Annotated in this window: 11 protein-coding genes; 2 read left to right on the forward strand and 9 right to left on the reverse strand. The window is 51.6% G+C overall.

The features are described from left to right. Positions 1-3: 3 nt before the first annotated feature. The 4 genes from H7F31_RS33485 to H7F31_RS33500 all read right to left on the reverse strand — a co-directional run bounded on the left by H7F31_RS33485 (position 4) and on the right by H7F31_RS33500 (position 7,266). On the reverse strand, positions 4-858 hold the full coding sequence (locus H7F31_RS33485; protein ID WP_187102392.1) for a restriction endonuclease: 855 nt from the start codon (positions 856-858) through the stop codon (positions 4-6). Between the two features lie 9 nt (positions 859-867). Beyond that, positions 868-1,902: an exodeoxyribonuclease VII large subunit gene (locus H7F31_RS33490; RefSeq protein ID WP_187102393.1), complete on the reverse strand. Its 1,035-nt coding sequence runs from the start codon at positions 1,900-1,902 to the stop codon at positions 868-870. 210 nt (positions 1,903-2,112) lie between these two features. After that, the gene (locus tag H7F31_RS33495) at positions 2,113-6,564 is read right to left on the reverse strand and encodes a M4 family metallopeptidase (protein ID WP_187102394.1); all 4,452 of its coding nucleotides are present in this window, start codon (positions 6,562-6,564) and stop codon (positions 2,113-2,115) included. 42 nt (positions 6,565-6,606) lie between these two features. Continuing rightward, entirely contained in the window at positions 6,607-7,266 is a 660-nt protein-coding gene (locus H7F31_RS33500; protein ID WP_187102395.1) for a hypothetical protein, read from the reverse strand. Positions 7,267-7,682: 416 nt separating this feature from the next. Here H7F31_RS33500 and H7F31_RS33505 point away from each other — a divergent pair, with 416 nt between their 5' ends. Further along, on the forward strand, positions 7,683-8,147 hold the full coding sequence (locus H7F31_RS33505) for a VOC family protein (protein ID WP_187102396.1): 465 nt from the start codon (positions 7,683-7,685) through the stop codon (positions 8,145-8,147). Between the two features lie 59 nt (positions 8,148-8,206). Here H7F31_RS33505 and H7F31_RS33510 read toward each other — a convergent pair whose 3' ends face one another. The 4 genes from H7F31_RS33510 to H7F31_RS33525 form a co-directional block, all read right to left on the reverse strand. Next, entirely contained in the window at positions 8,207-8,407 is a 201-nt protein-coding gene (locus H7F31_RS33510; RefSeq protein ID WP_261800238.1) for a DUF421 domain-containing protein, read from the reverse strand. A gap of 565 nt (positions 8,408-8,972) precedes the next feature. Further along, positions 8,973-9,383: a hypothetical protein gene (locus H7F31_RS33515; RefSeq protein ID WP_187102397.1), complete on the reverse strand. Its 411-nt coding sequence runs from the start codon at positions 9,381-9,383 to the stop codon at positions 8,973-8,975. Positions 9,384-9,427: 44 nt separating this feature from the next. Beyond that, positions 9,428-10,549, reverse strand: coding sequence for a response regulator (locus tag H7F31_RS33520; RefSeq protein ID WP_187102398.1), 1,122 nt, complete (start codon positions 10,547-10,549; stop codon positions 9,428-9,430). After that, the gene (locus tag H7F31_RS33525; RefSeq protein ID WP_187102399.1) at positions 10,546-12,279 is read right to left on the reverse strand and encodes a sensor histidine kinase; all 1,734 of its coding nucleotides are present in this window, start codon (positions 12,277-12,279) and stop codon (positions 10,546-10,548) included. Before H7F31_RS33525 ends, H7F31_RS33520 begins: the two co-directional genes overlap by 4 nt. A gap of 147 nt (positions 12,280-12,426) precedes the next feature. Here H7F31_RS33525 and H7F31_RS33530 point away from each other — a divergent pair, with 147 nt between their 5' ends. After that, complete coding sequence (locus H7F31_RS33530; protein ID WP_187102400.1) at positions 12,427-15,378, forward strand: GLUG motif-containing protein; 2,952 nt, start codon at positions 12,427-12,429, stop codon at positions 15,376-15,378. A 77-nt stretch (positions 15,379-15,455) separates the two neighbouring features. Here the strand turns inward: H7F31_RS33530 and H7F31_RS33535 are convergent, their stop codons facing one another. After that, the gene (locus tag H7F31_RS33535) at positions 15,456-21,392 is read right to left on the reverse strand and encodes an anti-phage protein ProA (protein WP_187102401.1); all 5,937 of its coding nucleotides are present in this window, start codon (positions 21,390-21,392) and stop codon (positions 15,456-15,458) included. Positions 21,393-21,596: the final 204 nt, after the last annotated feature.

Consider the following 21,596-nt stretch of genomic DNA (forward strand, 5'->3'; position numbering starts at 1 on the left):
GAATTATATCGGTCTAGTTTGTCTGCAAGAAGGATACTTTGAGCAACCCATGAACTCCGCGCCTTGCTTGCTCTTGCGTCTTACCATTGGGGCGCCGCATGAACAGGTAATAGCAGATGCAGCAGCTATCTCTTTTCTTGCTGACGCTACCTCTCTCTTAGCCGTTGTGGGCTTCGATTGAACAGCTATTTTCTTACCTGGTTGCCATTTCCCCCAAGTCTTCAGCTTCTGCTCAACAATAGCACCATGCCAATAGTCGACTTTAAATTTATCTGCTTCGTCTTTTGCAGGAGAAGTCAGATCAGACGTTGTCACAAGTAGAGAAAGGATGCAGTCATGGTTGCGTTTTGCCGCTACCAACTCACGTACTGTCTGTACGGGTACCTTATTTCGCTCAGAATAACATTTAGCTTGAACAGCCGTCTTCTCACCGCGTCGATCCGTGATGACCAAGTCTACTCCACCATCATTGCCTCCAACGCCGACTTCCTTTACTGCATAGCCTTGATCGATGAAATACATGGCCAGTAACCTTTCAAACTCGGCGCCGGAGAGATCCTCCAACTTCGTAGCCAAAATCACTTCATCTGTCCTTATCTGTTTGGAAGTCCGATGAGCTACCGAGCTTGCCCTTTGTGTCTTCGACTGAGACTTTCGTATCGTTTTAGCAGCGCGTCTCTTTCTAATCCAAATAAGACCAACGATTTCAGACAGAATAACGGACCCCAACAAAATTCCAAAGAAAAATCCCCAATGCAGCCCTGGTATGTTGAAATAAAGAGCTAGTCCTCCAAGAATAAAGAGACCTCTTAATAGGTAAGCAATCTGGTTTCCCTCAGATTTATATGTTCTAGCCATAATTTCCTCCTACAGGCTCGTTAGAATAGTTTCGAATAGTTTTGGGACGTATACAAAGACTGCGATTCCCACGAATATTATTAACATAGCGATAATTGCAGTGAGAATTACCATCGAACCAGCTTGAGACTTTTTGAATGTTTGGACCTGATTCTGCGGCGGACTATAAGACCGATTAGCATATCTCCTTCTCTGATCGGAAGGTCTATGGTTTATCGAAGCAGGAGCTCCTAACATATCTACAAGATACCGTGCAGCTTTGGATGGCGTTGTCTCCGAGCGATCAGCCGCTTTATCCGCGAATGTGTTGTTATCCGTGTGACCGATGCCAACAATAACAGGAATTTGAGAATCATATATGGCTTTGACAACATTAGATTCGTTAAACACATTAAAATCGTTCTCATTCCCTCCACCACGAACTATCATGATGACGTCATACCCTCCTCCAGCCGCAGAAACAATTCCTTCTGCAATTACACTGCTATCATTTAGCTTTACTGGAATCAGTTCGCAAGCAATTCCTCGGTGCTGCTTAAAAACTTCCTGAACGTCTCTAATCACCTGTGATTGTTGTGATGTAACCAAAGCTACTTTGCATTTCTCTTTACCGCGCAAACGACTAAAATCATCTTTGTATTTGTCCAGGTAACCCTTTTCAATAATTTCGTTCGCTACTTGTTTCTTGGCCTCAAGCTTCATATTAGCGCCCTGTAAAACAGCATGCGATACTCTAAATTGAAAAAAACCGAAATTAGGTGAAGAAGATACCTCAAAGGAACCGCTGAATTCATAGAAATGTTTAACCTCTAATGTGGTGGCTATCTCAACTGGTACGACTAGCTGCAACTCCGAATCGTCGTCCCCAACCGATCTTATATACTGGCAACCACCATATACTTTTGAATTTATATGACTAACCTCAGCTAGTATAGCGAATTCCCTATTCTTAATCTCAGAACTCGCAGTTCTTTTCACAACCTGAAGTATATCCTTATATGCTTCAGTTAACGACATCACCTTAATCTGAGTACTCTGAACCATTACACTAAGCCTCCCGTGTGACTTTTGAATTAGTTATATACTTTTTCGACACAGGATTTCCTAATCCTTCCTATGAAATGGAAAAGGTTGTGATTAAGCCACAAACAGGCTACTACAATCGAGCAGGCCCATGCGCAATTGCATGGGCCTCTCCCAGAATCAGAACGTTCGGGTCATCACATCCGGATTATATTTCTTTTCCTATGCCTATCAATCGATAAACGATAGGTAATTCAACATTCTGTTCAAAATAACTGCAGCCTCGGCACGAGTCGCGTTCTGCTGCGGTCTGAAGTTCTCGGATTGGGCCGCCTCCAATAAACCAGCTTCCACGCCCTGAAGGATTGCCGGCTTCGCCCATCCGGATATTTGTTTGCCGTCCGCGAATGGAATTTCTTTCGAACCGTCCACGTTTATTTCTCCATCGGCGAACGCAACAGCTCTGGCAATCATGACGACCATCTCTTCGCGCTTAATTGTAGCGTTCGGATCAAAGAGTGTGCTGCTCTTGCCGTTGATAATGCCGGCCTGTACGGCTGCATTGACGGAAGGAGCAAACCACAATGTTTCCTTAACGTCGTTAAATCGCGATACGCCGCCTTTGGCCTCCAGCCCTAACGCTCTGGTCAGCAGTGCGGCAAACTCCGCTCGAGTAATGGATCTGTCCGGCGAGAAGGTGGATGCGCTCGTTCCCTTGATCAACAGCGCGGACGCGAGCGTCTCGATCTCTTCTTGCGCCTCATGATTCTGAATATCCGCGAATGTCGTCTTCTTAGCTTGCACGACTCCGTATACGCTGGCATGAGGTGCGGCTATCACTATCGTAGTTACTCCGTCCTCTACTCTAAGCGTGGCAGGTATAAACTGCGCTTCGCCGGTCTTCGGATCGATAATAACGCCAAGCAGCCGCTGGTTGCCGCCCGCTTCGGAAACAACGATCGTCCTGGTTACATAGGTCCTGCCGAAGTTGGTCACATGAACCGTCTTGCCTCCCGCTTCCGCGGTTACGCTATAATCGACGATGCTTACAAATGTTAATCCCTGCGTTTTCCCCTGTGCCCTTATGACTTCCTCCTCGGCTTTGGAAGGGGCGGATATAGACACGGTGATCGTAACTTTATCGATGCTTTGGCCGGTTTGCCGCACTAGACTCGCGTAGTCGAGAGCATTAAGCGGCAGATCTAAGCTCGCTTGCTCTGTTCGGAAAGAAATAACGCCGTCCTTGTCCTTGTTAGAAATTGTGTTTAAAGGTCCGGCAGGCAGCTGAAAGCTCGTCGTACCGTCCGTGCCGCTCGCCTTCAGAACAACCCTCTTGGAGCTTTCACCTGTTATCGCTTTAAAAGCCTGCTCCAACTCCGTTGCTTCTACCGTTATCGTCGTGTTCTTCGTTCCATCTGCAGTTGTCGACGTCTTTATATTATCCTCATTAAACTTCAGATGAACGCCCTCGTCGTCGATTATGAGATCCGTTTCTTCCACCGGCACGCCTGCGCCTGCACCTGCGCCGCCGCCGCCGCCGGCGCCTCCACCTCCGCCAGCACCGCCTCCAGATCCTCCGCCACCTGGGCCTCCGCCGGGATTGCCGCCGGGAGGATTGCTTCCTCCACCGCCTCCACCACCTCCACTGCCTCCGCCGTTGCCAGGACCAGGCGGCATGCTTACTGTAATGACGAAAGCATCCGACACGGAACTGCCGGAGCTGTCCGTTGCGGTCACGGTCACAGTCGACGTTCCCGCGACCAACGGGTTGACGACGATCAGACTTCCGTTCGTGATCGCGGACGCTACGCTCGGCACGCTTGAGCTAACGGAATAGGTCAGCGTGTCGCCTGCATCCGGATCCGAAAATACGGATGCGGCCTGTATGCTGATTGATGATCCGCCAATCGTTGCCGACCTGTCCGCAATCGGGTTCGTTACGACCGGCCTTCGGTTCGACGTCTCTTGCGTGGTGACTAGGAAGATGTGGCTGACCGAATGACGATTGCCATCGTTCGCGGTTACACGGATGGAGGCCGTTCCGCCTGCCAACATCTTCACCGTCAACGTCTGGCCTGCGACCTTGACCGCGGCTACCTCCCTGGCGTTCGAGCTCGCAGAGAACCTCAGCGGATCTCCGTCCGGATCGATGAATACTTTGGATAATGGAATAACCATTTCCTGATCCACACTCGTCGCTGTTTGATTCGGGATAGGATTGTCGACTTTCGCAGCCTGATTCTCGGGTCTAACCGTCACCGCGAAGCTTATATCCGTTTGGTGGCCTCGCCCGTCGTTCGCCGTTAATGTCACGACTGCGGTGCCTACAGACACGGGATTAATCATTAACGTGCTTCCGTTAACGCTTGCTTTAGCTATTCCCGGTGCATCCGATTGTGCCGAGTAGATCAAAACATCCCCATCCGGATCCTTGAACGCATTCGCGAGAGGTACACTAAGGTTGGCTCCCAAGTAGGAGATCTGCCCTGCCACTCCCTTCGCAATGATCGGGGCCTGATTAAGCGGCGGGGCTATCGTCACGTAGAAGCGGTCCTGTACGTAATGTCCCCATCCGTCATGCGCGTTCACCAGAATTTCCACCCTGCCGGCTTGCAACGGTTTGACGGTAAGCTGATCATCCACGTGCGAGACTGTGGCAAGCTTCGTATCCAGCGAATAAACTTCGTATACAAATCTATCGTTCGCATCCTGGTCGGCAAATGTACCGGCCATCTGCACGACGATATCCCCCCCGCCAGCAATCGCGGTCTTGTCGGCAATCGGTCTGACAAGAGTTGGCGCATGCGTCTCCGAAGACAAGGTATATGTGGGCAGTGCTATGGATTCTCCCGCATCCATTCCGCCGATGGTGACAAGCTGGAATTTATAGAATGTATTCGGCGACAAACCTGTAATGGAGGCGTTTGTGCTGGTCCCATCAAGCGGAGAGACGACCGCCGACGGAACCCAGAATGATTCATTATGATCCGTTGTTTGGAAGAGCTGGAATCCGGTTGCATCGCTCAGAGCCGGCCACTCAAAGGAAGCCGTCGTCTCGGTGATGTCCGTCATCCGCAATGCCGATTTCATATCAATGACCATATCGTTTTTGTAATAATTCGCAATCTGATACTCATAACTGTTTAAGAATGCGCTATCGAGGAAACGAATCGAGAAGTCGTTCACATCATTGCGATTGGCGCTATGTACAACCTCTCCGTAAAAAAACAGCCGCAGCTTATTGCCCACGAGCATGGATTGCGGCCTTAAACCTTCCGGTACCGGAGACACGACTGCCTTGCCTGTACGTAAGAAATCTTCTCCTTGCTCTCCCACGAACGTATCATTGTGGAGCGTGATTGAGACGCCTCCCCCAATCTGCCCGATATCCACGTCAACTTCGTAAAAGTTACGGCCGGGATAGTCCCACTCGTAGGTCAAATAAGGAGCATGATTATAAACGAATATATACCACTCCACGTTTGTCCCGCCGGAAGAAACGATGTAATGAAGCTGACGGAATCCATTGGTGAATTCCGACTCCACGAATGTTAGCACAGCTCCCGGGGATACTTGGATGACCGGCGAGAACGCGTCCGGCGAGGAAGCGTTGACGTAAACTTCGTTCGAATTCGTGTCAATCCAGACCGACGAGGCTCCCTCTCCCTGCACGGATGTAATATCATGCTTCGTACCGTAGGGCAGGCCGACTGCACCCCAGGCATCTTTCACCTTTTGAACAATGCCTTGCGTGCCTGCATGAACAGAGGCATAATCTTCTGCCGCCGATACGAACGCGTCGCGCGCATCCTCGAAGTTCGAAGTCGGCATCAGGCGGTTCGTCAGCACATCATAACTTAATTGACCCAATATTTCTTTGCCGTTTAGTCCGATCGAATCGATGCCCGTTGTGGTTAAATAAGCTGCACGATTCGGGATACCGCTATTAATGTGGACGCCGCCTTCGTCGTACGATCGGCTAAGGTATTCAAAGTCGTTCATCGAGGCCGGCTGCTGGAAATGCCCGGGGTTCGCCATATCGCGGACAGGAGCCCCCGTATCCTCCCCGATGATCCAGTCGTTCGAAGAATTCTCGAAGTCCATCTGAATCAACGCGCCGAAAATATCCGAGAACGATTCATTTAACGCTCCCGATTGATGGCGATATTCCAGATCGGACGTATATTGCGTAATTCCGTGTACGAACTCGTGACCGATGACATCCAGCGCGCAAGTGTAGCAGCTGCCGTCCCCATAGATCATCATGGCCCCGTTCCATAATGCATTATCATAAGCTTCCGGAACTCCGTCGTCATCCGAATCTTCCATGTAATGCACAAGTGAGAGGATGTCCATGCCTCGCCCGTCTATGCTGTTCCGATTATGTTTCTGCAGGAAATATTCGTAAACGACCCCGCTATAGAAGTGGGCATTCACTTCATCCGGATCGATAAAAGCAACGTCCGATTCCGGCGTTGTCACCGGAGGTCCCCAATCGCCCGCGTCGAATGTGACGATCGCCCCCGTCTCCTCTTCGTACATCTCACGGGACCGATCTTCCAGTATGTAAATATCGTTGTCCGTGATTGTGTCGTCATGATCGTCCAACACGACATTTAACTGTTTTTCCGTATTGTTCTCATCTACTCCCGTTATCAAAGCCGGCACTGTAATTCCGGCCATTCGATCGTAGCTGTCGATGATCTCTCCGCTGAACGCGTCAACTTAAGCGATCCAATGACCGGCCTTGGGAGCGACAAAGCTCAGCTCGGTTTCGTACACCAGGTAGCTTTTGCCTTGAAACGGATAGATCATCAGGGTTGACTCAGGCGAATTCGCCAGCGGTCGGCCGTCGATGGAATCATCCAACTGGAATTCAAAGCCAAGCGCGTTTTCCAAATGCGCTTGCAGCGAGGCAATCGCATCCTCGGATGAAAGCTTCGGATTCAAGGTTTTGGGTATTTCCGGAATCGGTGCTTCCGCCAGCTCATTGCGGATTTCCGTCACTCTTTTGGACTTGTTCAGATGAATCCTGATGTATTTGCCGTACACGGGCACCCCGTCTACTTGAAGCTGATACAAGTAATGCGTCCGTCCCTCGGAATCTATCGACTTTTGTTTCATAGTCAACTCTTTCGCCGGATCGGAGACGCCTATCGATCTTTTATTCGAAGACAGGTATTGCAGAACGGATTGATCGTTCACCAGAGGAGCAGACAGCTCTCCCTTGATGTTTGTCTGAAGCTGATCGCCGTTCTCGTTAATTGACTGCGCGAATGACAATTCGTTAGCCGCGGCCAACTGCCCGACGCATAAACCGATTATTAATTGCAGGGAAATTATAGTGCGCAATGCTTTTTTACCTCTGATCTTCGAACGCTTCAACAAGGTTGCCTCCCGCAAAATAGAGTGAATGAACGAAAGAAATAAATACCATTTTTTCAAATTTCATTTTATATTCTCTCATATTTCAGGGACTTTTGATATAGTTAATTAGGAGAAAATGACCAATTTCCAGAACCTTCTTCCCTATTGATATGATGTTAATTCTGAGCACGCCCACATAGCAAAAAGCGGCCTGTACAGGTAATAAACCGGTCACGATCCTATTCTTTCTTGTCGCCACAAGTGTCGATACTGTCATGCAGGGCTATTGGCGAAACTGGCTAATATTTTTGATAAAAAAACAGTCAATTCCTGATAAAATTTGGTAAGCTGAGTTTAGGGATACCAGCGAGCGAAGACATCGCAGAGACGGCCGTGTTGTCGGTTCACAATACTTACCGAGGGAGGAAATGAGTATGTCGGAACTTGAGGAAAACAAAGAGGAACAAATGCTAAAGGGCATTACCGGTATGACTTGTATTTACGTACCAGTAAATGATGTTTACGAGTCTATTAAATGGTACCAAAAGAATTTAGGGTACCAACCTTCTAACAACGAGCTTGTTGAGCCTGGGATGGTGACGGCGGTTATGAATTTTCCCGATCGGAACGGAAATCTTCCCTTACCAGGTTTAAGGCAAGTTGTACCCGCATTGTTCCTTCACAAATCGGACGAGGAAGGCGGTAGATTACGGTTTTCCTGGTCATTGGACAGCGGAAAACCCCATGCAATAGCCTGTTTTATTACACCGCGAATCGAGGAGTTATATAACCGTTTCAGGGAAAACGGAGTAAATATTTTAGGAGAACGGGTGGCAAGCGGACCAAACATAACGTTCGCCGATCCTGACGGTAACGTATGGGAAGTTTGGCAACCATAATCGATCAGACAGACTCTAATACGCTTACGGAAAACGATAGTTGAACAAAGCTACCTGGTCTATTTATTTTTTTCTACGATTTTACCATCAACGATAAGCTCAGTCGGTATGCTATGAATAGTCGTAACAGTTGCTTTTATATCTTTTTTTGTTGCAGGCAGCAGTTCTTCCTTTTTCAACACGCTGAGTTGACCATCAGGCTCCAAAATAGCAAATTCAACTTCTTCAGGTGAAAAGACATCCTTGTTCCGCAGCATCATGCTTAAATCATCTTGTCAGTGAAGAAACAGACAGTACGGAGAAACGTATCACAAATAGCGCAAAATAAGAGGCTGTCTCTTCATTATGCAAAGGTGAAATTGCGGGCAAGAGTCCGGTAAGAAATGAACGGGATCAACTGTAACGGAACTGCAAGGCGTTATTTCAGCAAAAAGCGGCACTTTGCAAATCTAATGGAACTGACAGCCCTTATGATGGGCAAAAGTCCGCGTTTTGCCTGGATTTCTCACGAATAACGTCGCAGAGTTCCATTAGATTTCAAAATCATGCCAAACGATCCATATAAGGGCCCACATTTCCGTTAACAGGTTGGCGATGATGGATTGCGGCTTCATTTCCAGTTTTGCGCACAATGAATCAACGACCTCAATAAATCTCTTCAGGAGTTCCTCAGGGAACTCATCACATGCCGGATTGGATATTAACCGGACTTCTTTTTGGGTTTCGGTTCATCATGAATGACGGCGTAGTCTACGATATTCCCGTAATGATCCGCTTCGATCGTGCAGCAGCTTAACATGAGCTCAATTAGTCTGTCTGATTACTTCAATTAGAGCCTTCCTGCTCAAGTTCCGATAAATCTGTTGTCGTAACCGCCGGTTTCTTTTTAACATAATGCGTGGAGTAGCCTCTCTCTATCGAAACTTCTCCCGACTTGGAGAATCGCAAGGGCTTCTTCGGCCCTTTTCCCCACCGTGTATAGTTTCTTATGACTGCCTGAAGCCCCATTTCACTTGCCGTCTTACGATAAACGCTCATAATAAAACTTAATTGCGACAAGCTGCCCTGCATCAATCGCTCCAGATAAGGCACCTTCCCGGCTCGCCATTCTTGTACAAGTTTTGGATTTAGCTTATCCATACGGATAAAAAGCTCAATCGGACTAGCTTCCTGCTTCTCGTGAATCATTGAATGAACAAGCTGCTTCACCTTGGCTTGCAATTGCTGTCTGTTCATGTATTCTAGCAACCCTTTCTGCACAATGCTTCTTCATTTCGCCCTCATATAATCTCTCGATAGTGTTCATACAACTTCATGAATTCACTAGGTGTAGGGATGGATAATTCTTTCTGGTACAGATCCTTTACGTGTTCATAGTGCCGAGCAAGCGCTGCTGAGTCGCCTAGCTTCCCATAGGCTTCAAGCAGCAGCAGGTGCGTTTCCTCATCCCATTCGCTTCGGGACACGAGTTTTTTGATGAGGCGGGCTGCTTGCTCGCTTTCTTGGTGCTGAAGCAGCCATCGGCCGATCTGTTTAGCAAAACGTATGTATAATTCGTGCAAACGGATTTGCTCGGTAGTTGCCCATGCGTAGGAACGCTCATCGAATAACTCTCCGGTATACAAACGTTCGCATGCTAATGCCGCTTCAATATTCCCGGCACTCAGCGTGCCAAATCGGGACACTTGATCTTCGAACATCACGAAGTCCGCTTCGATCGGGTCAAGGAGCAACCAGTATTGTTCAAGCGAGTTGGCAATAATGTGTTTATGCCCGGACGCATGCAAAGATTTGCGAAGTTGATAGACAGTCGTGTTGATATAGATTGCGGCATTTTTTATTGGCATGTCCGGGTATATGTACTCGATGATGCGGCTTTTGGAAACAGGACTGCCTCTATGCATCAGGAGATAAGCAAACAGTTCCATGCTTTTCCTGGAGATCCATTTTACAGGTTCGCCCTGCTCGTTCTTGACCTCGAATCCTCCCAGGGCTCGCACCGTCAGTTTGCTGACAGGGACATCGGCAACGGAGGACTTTTCCCCGATTCTCGCTGCCGCCCGGGCAATCGTCTGTTCCAGACGGGACTGGGAAACCGGCTTGATCATATAATCCAGAGGGTAACTGTCGAACGAATCGATAGCGTACTCCTTATGCGAGGTTACGAATACGATGTCCAGCTCGCGATGCGCGGAACGCAGTCCGCGGGCAACCTCCAGGCCGTTATCCTGGCCGAGGTTGATGTCGATAAATACAAGATCAATGACCTCGTTCCGGATTTGTTCCATGGCATCCGCAGGGTGCTGATAGCAGCCGGCCACTTCCACGTCATGAATCCGGGATAACATTCCATTCATCACGAGATGCATGGCCTTCTCGTCATCTATGACAATAACTCTCATCGCAAATCCCCATCCTCGAGAACAATTGTAAATTTGCTTCCAACGCCTGGTTTACTGTGCACCTTAAGCTGGCCGCCGCTCATTCGCAGAAAATGCTGGCTTACGAGCAAACCCATCCCCGTTCCCTTTTCGCCGGCGGTTCCTTTGGTGGAGGAGAACCGGGTTTCATCGAAGAGTTGACGAATTTGCTCCTCGTTCATCCCTACGCCGTCATCTTGCACCGAGATTTCCGTCTTGCCCCCGAAGGATGTTGCGCTTACGGAAATAACTCCACCCGGCTTGGAAAATTTAATCGCGTTGGACAGCAGGTTGCGGATGACCAGAACAAGCGCTTCGCGATCGGCGCTGACCCGCATGTCCTCATTCACGTCGACGCGCAGTAGCAATTGTTTGGCCTCGCAGTTCGGCACAAGCAGCCGACATGCTTCCTCGACGACCTCGTGTATTATTAGCGATTCAGGTTGAAGGAAGATTCCCTCCTTCTGACCGCGAAACCACTCCAGAAGATTTTCGACCATCGCATACGTGTTGCGAACTTGTTCGCTTAATGTACGAATAATCTCGGATTCCGCTGGATGCAAGTTTTGTTTGTTTGTATCCAGTAATTCCACCAGATTGACCTGTAAGGCCAACGGATCGCGAATGTCGTGAGATACGGCCGTCAAAAGCTGGTCCTTCATCTGGTTAAGGCGGGCGACTTGCTCCAGTGCCTGCTGCTTCTCCGTAATGTCGATGATGATGGAGATCGTTCCCAGCTTGCGCTTCCGATGGGAAAAGAATGGGTAAACATTCACGATATACGATTTTGGCTCGAAATCCGCAGGGCTGCTGATTTCAATGCGTCTTTCTTCCATGCGCGAGCAAGCGGACAGCCAGTCCGGCCAAGCCGCCAATACTTCCCCCATATGACGACCCAGTACGGGACGGTCCGTCTTCCCTATGACCAGTTCGGAGGCGAATCTATTGCTATCGATAACGTTGCCGTTTGTATTGATAATAAGCATTCCCTCATGCATCGTTTCGACCACGATATTTCTGGCCATCGGAACACTCGAAAAAAGCTTGTATCGCATAATAATCCAGAACATGACGATGCCGCAAATCCCGCTATAAACGGAAACGGGAAGTAGCCACGGCAACAGGTTCGGCCTAACGAGCTTCAGGATTTCTACCAATAACGGAATACTCCCGAACAGGAGAAGCCACATGCCCGATTTGCGTATTTCGGGACGGGCGCCAAGCATATAGCGCACCAATGCGAATATACAACCCGCTATAATCGCATAGCACAATAGGTTAAACGCAAGGGAATAAGGAGTTTTGGTCGTGACCAAATGTCCGTTAACCAATTCTTGCGTGCTGTTGATCACATGCCAATAGGAATCGGTCCATATGACGAACGGCCAGCAGGCAAATAAAGCAATAAGGAGCCACTTCCAGCGCAGCCACTTGTCCATGCCGACCAGATCCAGCACAAAAAGAACCATCAGGGGGACCATAAACACAAGCGCCGTTTGCTCCAAATTTCTGAAAACAATCTTGGAGGCCAGATCGGCGGAGCTTATTTCCAGAATAACGCCTCCGGCATAAACCACTCGGCACCCCAGCACCCAAACAAAAAAACGAACGCCGCGTTCACGGCGATAAACGATGGCATACATAAACAGGATGCATATCAGCATCGCCGAAAAAATGATAGTAATGGTAGATGGCTGCCCTATCACGTCCATAATCGGTAAAGATACTCCTTCGCCATAGCATACTTCGATTATACTGCATTAAGGCTGTCTTTCATAATTTTGTCATAGGGTAAATGGTATGATAGAGGATGACAATCAAAGTGAAAAAGATTAAAGAAGAGAAGCAGGAGGTACATGATGAGGAATTGGAAAAAACGAAGCGTGACGGTTTTTCTTGCGTTCATGTTAATGTTTGGAGCTTATCCAGGACTGTTTGTGTCCGGAGGCATATCCTACGCGGCGCCAGGGGACTTTGAAATTGGAGACGGAACGTCGGAAGCCCCTTTTCAAATTGAGTCGGCAGAACAGCTGAGCGGAATAAGGAACCATCCGGACAGCCACTTTGTGTTGATGAATGATATCGACATGAGCGCTTACAACGCAAGCACGGAATGGGTGCCAATCGGGGATTCTACGAGTCCATTCACAGGGACATTGGATGGACAGCATTTTACAATTACGAATTTATTGATAGATCGTCGCGCAGTTGATGAGCCTGCAGGATTGTTTGGCGTGGTCGGTGCAAACGGCCAAATCCGGAATCTGGTCATCGAAGATGCTGAAGTTAGAGGGGGAAACAATACAGGCATATTGGCAGGAGCAGTTGACGGGGCGGTTATTGATCGCGTCGGCGTTGCAGGGATCGTATACGGTGAGTATGCGGTAGGCGGTCTGGTTGGTTATTTGGGCGTTGATAGTAATGTATCCAACAGCTATGCGGCAGGCTATGTGGAAGGCCGAGGGGGAGCAGAGGAGGTTGAAGAAGTAAAAGTAGAAGGAGGAGTAGGCGGCCTGGTCGGCACGAACTCCGCAAGCTCGGTGACGGATAGCCATGCCAGCAGCACTGTCAAAGGTACGAGAGAGGTCGGCGGTCTGGTCGGATGGAATACGTCAACTGTCGTCCGAAGCCACTCGACAGGAGACGTCACCGGACAGAGAGAAGTAGGCGGCTTGGTCGGGGCTAATGAGGATAACGGAACGATAATGAACAGCAGCGCCTCCGGCGATGTCGTCGGCGAAAGAGATTTAGGCGGTTTGGCCGGCATTAATCAAGATGGCGCGGATATAGCCGTTAGCCACGCCACTGGCAACGTGGTTGGCAATATTGCCGGCAACGTCGTTGGCACTAAATATGTAGGCGGTCTGGTAGGCGCCAATGTTGACGCGACTCTATCCACCAGCTATGCTTCCGGCAATGTGAATGGCGATGAACACACCGGCGGGTTAGTCGGGTTGATACAAGGCTCCACGATTACGAGCAGCTATGCTACAGGCACGATCACGGGATCGTTATATACCGGCGGCTTCGCGGGAGCGGCCCTGGACTCGGAGCTCCTCAATAATCATGCTACGGGCAATGTTATTGGATCCCAGATTGCAGGCGGTCTGGTCGGTTTAAACGATAATGGGAATATATCCTTCAGTTATGCTACAGGCCATGCCTCCGGTCAGCTTGATGTCGGCGGCTTGGTTGGCGAACTGGAAGACGCTGTCGTCTCCGCCAGCTTTGCCGTCGGGAATGTGGAAGGCTGCAATGATATAGGCGGATTGATAGGAGATAGCGACGATGCGCTTGTCAGCAATAGCTATGCAACAGGCGCGGTAACGGGCATTGTCGACTCGACCGTATGCATTTACGGCGCGTACGGCGATTCCATTGGGGGATTGGTTGGAGATAATAAAAACGCGACCATCGAAAACAGCTTTGCGATCGGGCGCGTAACAGGCCTTGTATCCGTCGGCGGTTTGGCCGGCATTAATGAAGACGGGGGCATTACCCGCAGTTACTATGACATGGAAACTTCGGGACAATCGGATACGAATGGGCAAGGCCTGACCTCCGAGGAAATGAAGGATGGATCGAACTACGAGGGCTGGAACTTCGATAATACCCTTTGGACCATTCAGTGGCCCCATCATAATGGCTACCCCTATTTGAGCACCATTCAAGCTTTTATCACCTATGTTGGGAACGGCACGGATCACGGAAGCGAACAGTATCGGAGCTACTCCTACCATTTCGAATCGCAAGTGGACATTCTGGAGAAGAGCGCGGACTGGACGAAAAGCGGGTACCTCTTTCAGGGATGGAATACGGCTGCGGATGGCAGCGGCGAAACTTATCAAGCCCAAGATACCGTCACATTGACTCGCGATATGGTCTTGTACGCCATTTGGAGACAGTCCGCCCCTCCTCAGCCCCAGCCACAGCTTTCGGATAACGCGAATCTCTCGGTTCTGACCGTTACAAGCGCCGACGAAGAACTGGCATTAACGCCGACATTCGCGGCTGGCACGACCAGCTATCAAACGGAAACGAAGGCTGACGAGGTCACGATCAAGGCGATTCCTTCGGATGCGAATGCCTCTGTTTCCATCAATAAAGTTAATCTTGCCGGAAGCAAGACGATCGCTCTTGACGAGGGAAACAATGAGTTTGAAATTGCGGTTAGAGCCGAGAGCGGCACGGTCAAGATCTATAAACTTTCAATTCAACGTCTGCCAGAGATTGAAGAATTGCCGCCGGAGGTGCCGGCTTGTACATTCCGTGATATCAAGGGTCATTGGGCAGAATCTCTCATTTGCGAAGCCTTGCATATTGGAATTGTAGAAGGCCCATCGGAGACAATATTCCAGCCTCAAAAAAATATTACCCGCGTCGAGTTTGCGGCTATGCTGCTTCGTACGCTGGAAATCGATTCCGCGCCTGCGGGAAGCGAGCTGACCTTTATCGATCGGGATCAAATTCCCGCCTGGGCGACAGATGTAATTGGCGCAGCGCTCAAGAACGGCATCTTGCAGGGATATCCGGACCAGACGCTTCGACCGATGCAGATGGTGAGCCGTTCGGAGATGGTTGTCATGATGGCAAGGGCATTAAAGTGGGATTTGGAGCCGGGAGACACCTCTTTTGCAGATGATGCGGAAATTCCTGCATGGGCCAAAGGTTACGTCCAAGGCGCCGCAGAGAGGGAACTGGTGACCGGACGCGACGGCAACCGGTTCAGCCCCATGCATCCCGCCACAAGGGCGGAAGCGACTACGTTGTTATTGCGTCTATGGCATAATCTTGCAACCGATGCAAACTGATATCTGAAACCTGATTATCATCTCTTCTCATCCTAAAAGATAGCAAAAACCCGACCTCATCTGGTCGGGTTTTGTTGCTATTTCACTCCAAAAGAAACCCTGCCATCCTCCACCGTAGCCAATCCGCGATCCACCGCAACTTGAATGCCGTTCCTAACCGCCTTGTCCAGCGCGGCTCCGGTTCTGGCATAGCCCAGCAGCTTTACCGTTTCTCGGACAAGATCATCCGTAGAGAGGCTACCATGGGTAAAAAGAATTTCATGGACGGCGTTCGCGACCTCCTCGGGAGGCAGATCCTCCGCGCTCCTCCGGTCGGAGTCGTTCTCGCTAATCCGGTAGACGCCATATTGCGAGGGATCGATATCCTTCGGCCAATAGTAGATGCTATCTTCCCAAGCCGTAGATTGGAAAGGCAGCGAAGACAGCAAGCTCTCCAGATGGCGCTCGATCCGCGCTCCGGACCGGGTCATTCCCCAAGCTTGGATGACTCGGCGAGTCAGCAGCGATCGGCTGATGGGGCCCTCTCCTTCGATGACACTCGCGAGCTGTTGTTTCACAAGCCTGCTGGAGGAGATGATATAGAACTCTTCGGATGACTTGGAGGCGATCTGCTCCAGATTTACGGGCTGATACGAGGTGCGCCATCTGCTGGCCGGCGGCGAATCAAGCGCTTGTTGCGCTACCTCCACTCTCTCTACTGAACCCGCTGACTCTGGAGAAGAGGACTGAGCAGTCTCGTCGTCCGAATTGCCCGGAGGGTTCCCGGCGTTTGCCGAATTCGACACCTGATTCGCTGCAGTTGCCGCAGCCTTACGCTCCTTCGCCGCTTCCACCGAAGCGATGATGCGCTGAATCTCCTTCTCCGGGTTATCCAACCAATCCATGGCCCATACCCGATGGATGCTCCAGCCCAGTTGACGCAGCACTTGGCCGCGCAGCACTTCCCTGTCTCTTGCCGTCTTGCCCGTCCTATAGCCGTTGCCATCGCATAATACCGCGAGCAGATACGTATCCGGCTGAGTCGGATCGACGACGGCCAGATCCATCCGGTAGCCGGAGGTGCCGACGTGGAGATCGACCTTGTAGCCTTCCTTCTTTAACGATTCCGCAATTTCCGTCTCTATGCCTTGTATCCGGTGATTCACTTCTTCCAGACCCACGCCAAGCGCGGACGTCCCCTTCTCCGCATATTCCAGAAATGAGCGGAGCGCCGCTACTCCTTCCGCACGGGTCCGGGACACATCCAGTTGATCCGCGCGCAGCGTGGAAAACACATGCATCTCGTGGCGCGCCCGGGAGACGGCAACGTTAAGCCTGCGCCAGCCGCCGTCGCGGTTCAGCGGTCCGAAGTTCAGGACGACCTTGCCGGTGGCGTCGGGGCCGTATCCGATGGAGAAAAGGATGACATCGCGTTCGTCTCCCTGCACGTTCTCCAGATTTTTGATAAAAATCGGCTCGTACAGCTTGGCTGCCGCAGTCTCCAGCTCGGGATCGCGCCGGTACGCTTCGTCCAACATATCCTCGATCAGCGTCTGCTGGATGGAGTTAAAGGTGACGACTCCGATGCTGCGATTGCTTAACACGGGATCCTTTAGTCGGCGAGCAATCTCTTGCACGACGGCCTCCGCTTCGGCGCGGTTCTGCTTCGTCTTCCCTCTGTCGTAGAACCCTCCGACGGGATGCCACTTCACGCTGGATTGTCTCTCCATTGGAGACGGGAAGGTCAATAATTTATTCTCGTAGAAATGTCGATTGCTAAACGCGATCAAGCTCTCATGCCGGCTTCGGTAATGCCAAAGCAGATGGTCCTGCGGCATGCCAAGCGCCAAACAGTCCTCCAGGATGCTCTCCAGATCCTCCGGTACGATGACTTCGTCGCTCTCTTCGCCGCTGGTGCCGGAGAAGAAGCTGGTCGGCGGCAACTGCTTGGGATCGCCGACGACGATGACATTTTTGCCTCTCGCCATCGCCCCGACGGCCTCGCTGGTAGGCAACTGCGACGCTTCGTCGAAGACGACAAGATCGAACGGCGCGTACTTCGGATCCAGATATTGCGCTACGGACATCGGACTCATGAGTACGCACGGACATAGCCGATTAAGCAGATTCGGAATTTGCTCGAACAGCTTGCGCAGGGACAAGCCTCTGCCCCCGCTGCGAATAGCCCTGAGCAGGATGCCCGCTTCCGAGCTGGAGGCGGCCTGATTGCCGATCGACGGGATATTCGCAGCCAGACGGGCCGCGATCTCTTCTCTCGTCAATTGCTCGAACGTCTCCATCGTTTCCTGGAACGACTTGATCTTCTCCTCGAACAATCGCCCGGAAAACGAAGCCAGCCCCGGATCATTCTCCAGAATATACGCGATGGCTGCTTTGTTCCAAGCTTGCTCAAAGGCCGCTTGCAGCTCATCGTGGCGCAATTGTCCGCTCTCATAGGCCGTTACAACCGATGACAAGCCTGCCGATAAGGCACGATCGCGTACTTGCCTCCATGTGCACCAATCCCTCAGCGCTCCTACATGCTCTAGCCATGTTTGAGCCTTTGAAGCCCGGTACTCGAACCACGGCTGCTCTCCGCGTTTGCCGTCCATGGCCTCCAGATCCAACTGCAGCAAGGAGGCGAGCCCCTTTTCCTGCTGCTGGAACTCCTCATAGCTGGCCGTATACTTTGTTAAAATATGCCCGTGCTTCCCGTCGAACACGCTCTTGCCCGCAGCATAAGCATCCGCAAGCCGTACTCTCGCCATCTTCGCCGCGGGCGCTTCCTGGTACAGCTGCAGCAGCTTCTCGTTCAGCGCCAGTATCCAGACATGGACCGCTTGAACGGCCTCCCAATCCGCATCTCCGCCATTCCAAAGCGGACCAAGCAGAGATGCGACGGCGGGTTCCATCGAGGTCAACTCTGCCGATTCCGTCTGATATGCGATAATCTGCTCCAGAAGCCCCTCCGTCTCGTTTTTCTGAAGCGCTGCTCCAGCATTTGCTTTGCCTCTAAGCAGCTTGAATATCCGATTCTGTTTCAGCAGTCTTGGCAAGAACCAGCTGAGCTGGGCTTTCTTCCACTCCTGCAGGGCGGTGCCGGCGTCATAGGTCAACACTTCCGCCGCAAATAGCGCCAATAGCTTCTGCTTCGCTTCATCTCTGGCCCTGCCATGCCGGATCGCCCGAAGTACTACAGTGCCGGCGGCTTCCAGATCGGTTTCGCGAAGCAGACCGACAGAAATAACCGGAGGCGCAGCCATTAATTCGCGGACGACATGCCAGGTATGCAACAGCACCGGAGAAGAAGGTCCTCCAGCAGGAGGGGCAAGCAACGCGCATACTTCTTCATAAGCCCGCTTCACACCTGTAGTAGCAGCTTTGTAGGCTGCAAGAACCTCTTCCGTCCCCGTCCGCAGCTGAGGATGATAGGTCAACACTGCTGCATCCGACCAGGCATGGCCATGAGGATGGCCTGTCGCTTCGCCGGCAACGGCAAGCTCTCGAACGAGGTCGCTCCACGCCATATACGAATCCTTGTCCAAGCTGCCAACAACACTAGGCTCCAAAGTAATCACGGACGGGGCAGTCTTAACCAATCCATAACGACTAATGGCTTCATACAACGAAGAGCCGAAGCCGTATGGCTTATGCAAGGACTCGACATGGCTATTCAGCTCCCGCCTCGATGCCGCGAGCCGATCCGCCAGTCTTCGCCATTCCTCTGGAGACGAAGTCCGCGCCGTCTCTAGCGTTCGGCGCAGCTGCTCAAGCACTGCTTTCTTGGTGCTCTTGTTGGAGTGAAGCTCCAGACAGAACGGGCCGAGTCCGATGCTCTCGAGCCTGCTCTGCACGACGCTGAGCGCCGCCATCTTCTCCGCCACGAACAAGACCGTCTTGCCGCCGGCCAACGCCGATGCGATCATATTTGTAATCGTCTGCGACTTGCCCGTGCCCGGCGGACCGTGGAGCACGAAGCTTCGGCCGCTGCCTGCCGCGCTAACCGCGGAGATCTGCGAAGAATCCGCGCTGATGGGAAGCAGCAATTGATCCGGCGGGAACAGCTCGTCCAGCTTAGAAGGCTCGGGAAAAGTATCCGTCTGCTCCCATTCCATGCGGCCCGCCATGAGACTGGCGACGACTTTGTTTTTGGCGAGCTCGTCCGAACGGCTGCGTATATCGTTCCACATGACGAAGCGGCTGAACGAGAACAAACCAAGGATCGCGGACTCCACAATATCCCACCGGGGCATATTCATAATGACATGCCGGATCGTCGTAAAGATACCGCCCAGATCGATGCCCTTCTCATCCCTTGGAAGAGGATCCAGACCGCCGATGTGGCTGCCGAAATCCTGTCTGAGCATCTCCAGCAGCGTAATGTTGATCTGAGGCTCCTCGTCTCGCGCCCTGAGAATAAATCCGGCTCTCGAGGATTTGCGGACGATCTCGACCGGCACGAGCACAATCGGAGCGTACCTGGGCAGCTCGCTGGCTGTAGACTCGTACCATTGCAACAGCCCCAGGGCCAGATAAAGCGTGTTCGCCCCATTCTCCTCGATCGAGAGCTTGGCCGAACGGTAGAGGTGAACGGTTTTGTCCGCGAGCTCACGTTCATTTACATCCCCGCGCAGGCGCTTATGCTGAAATTCTTCGTAGATCAACGCGCCGAGTGGATGATCCTTGCTAACGCTGCGGAACAACTCTGCGCTCCTTATCGGATTATCCCAATCCGACGGTCTGGGCAGCAATTGAAACTCCTGCCCTTCTGCCAACGCGTCTTCAAGCTCACCCAGTCGCGGTTGAAGAAGCGGCAGCGCCGACTTGGTGAAACGGAAGTTAAGCAGCGTATTGCGCAGCGTCAGGTCGAGCAGCTTGCGCTCCCACTGCTTCTGCTTCGTCATCGCTATGGCGGAGACCTCGACCGGCCGTTCGAGAATGGCCAATTCCGTCGGCGCTTCCCCCGTCACTCGATAATTAGCGTCCTTTTTCTCCTCTACGATCTCGAACCCGGTCGCCGTCTGAATTCGGATCGGAAGCGGCCGGATCGAGCTGGCGCGAGCACGCTTAACGTCAACGAAGCCGAAGAACAGCTCCGGGGCATTAAGATGATTGGCTGCCGTCTTTTCCGCCTCTTGATAGGAAGCTCGGCTGCCCTCGCACATCATGGTGCACTCCGCCAAGCTGATCTCATGCACGCCGGCCGCAAGCCGCTTCGTAAGCAGCGAGCTGTCATCCTGTACGCTCTCCGAAAAGGATTCCTGGATGAGCCAAACGCCCGCGAACGCATGTCCCTCGGTGAACACGACCAGCGGATGCAGACCGATCGCCTCCAGACAAGCGGCGAACAGCAAGGTCAGATCCAGGCAACTGCCCATTCCGTTGCCCGCAACGGCATCCGGCAGTCTGACGCGCTGACCAACCTCCTCGAAGCTTGCCGGAGGGACGATATAAGTGGCTTGCATGTCTTGAATCGCCGAATAAACCGCGGCTGCCTGATGGCGAACCCGATTGGGATTGTTGCTCTGATAAGCGTCGAATGCGGAGCTCCCCGTCCACTTTTCCAGATAAGGCGCCGCTTCTCGTATCACCCGCGCCGTGATCGGATGATTGGGCATAACGAACGCAGCTATCATCTCCGGCATGACAGCAAGTCCGGCCCATTGATCGTAGGCCAGCACCGACAGAGGCGAACTGTCCCTGTAGACGACATCCTCCCCGCATGTTACCTCCAGCGTAAGAGTACCTGCGAGTCTCTCCGTTAGACTCGCCAGGAAAACGCCCGATACCTCGATAGACACCGTGCTGATATCTATCGTCTGCCCTGGCAGAATGACATCAATCGATTTTGTCCATACGCTGGCGAATTCAGGCTCGCTAGCAACGGTCAACCGTACGGCATGCAAGCTGCTGTCCGAATGATTGCCGAGCGAGATCCACTGTACGATTGGTACGTAATTTTGTTGCATGGCATAGTTCACTACATCGTGTCGCATCCACTCGCATGTCAGCCCTCTGTCGACAACAATCTCCATTTTGCAGCCCCTGCCTCTCCGTAATAACGCTCTTCCTGTCATTATAGCGCAGGCGGTATTCTATTCCCACAAAATATGAGCTTGCAATAGAGTCAAGCATGGTATGGACATAGCGCCATTCTCCCAGACGCTCTATTTACATCATCGGCCAATGGCGTGTCCAGCATACACAACTCTTGCACAGTTGATCCTGCATTAATATCG

Origin of the sequence: Paenibacillus sp. PAMC21692 (genome assembly GCF_014303795.1) — a bacterium.
Lineage (GTDB): Bacteria > Bacillota > Bacilli > Paenibacillales > Paenibacillaceae > Pristimantibacillus > Pristimantibacillus agaridevorans.

Excerpts from the sequence above, each read along its gene's own strand:
- H7F31_RS33520 (WP_187102398.1), bottom strand. The coding sequence starts at position 10,549 with ATGAGAGTTATTGTCATAGATGACGAGAAGGCCATGCATCTCGTGATG.
- H7F31_RS33530 (WP_187102400.1), top strand. The coding sequence starts at position 12,427 with ATGAGGAATTGGAAAAAACGAAGCGTGACGGTTTTTCTTGCGTTCATG.
- H7F31_RS33505 (WP_187102396.1), top strand. The coding sequence starts at position 7,683 with ATGTCGGAACTTGAGGAAAACAAAGAGGAACAAATGCTAAAGGGCATT.
- H7F31_RS33535 (WP_187102401.1), bottom strand. The coding sequence starts at position 21,392 with ATGGAGATTGTTGTCGACAGAGGGCTGACATGCGAGTGGATGCGACAC.
- H7F31_RS33495 (WP_187102394.1), bottom strand. The coding sequence starts at position 6,564 with ATGGCCGGAATTACAGTGCCGGCTTTGATAACGGGAGTAGATGAGAAC.
- H7F31_RS33510 (WP_261800238.1), bottom strand. The coding sequence starts at position 8,407 with ATGATGCTGCGGAACAAGGATGTCTTTTCACCTGAAGAAGTTGAATTT.
- H7F31_RS33525 (WP_187102399.1), bottom strand. The coding sequence starts at position 12,279 with ATGGACGTGATAGGGCAGCCATCTACCATTACTATCATTTTTTCGGCG.
- H7F31_RS33515 (WP_187102397.1), bottom strand. The coding sequence starts at position 9,383 with ATGAACAGACAGCAATTGCAAGCCAAGGTGAAGCAGCTTGTTCATTCA.
- H7F31_RS33490 (WP_187102393.1), bottom strand. The coding sequence starts at position 1,902 with ATGGTTCAGAGTACTCAGATTAAGGTGATGTCGTTAACTGAAGCATAT.
- H7F31_RS33485 (WP_187102392.1), bottom strand. The coding sequence starts at position 858 with ATGGCTAGAACATATAAATCTGAGGGAAACCAGATTGCTTACCTATTA.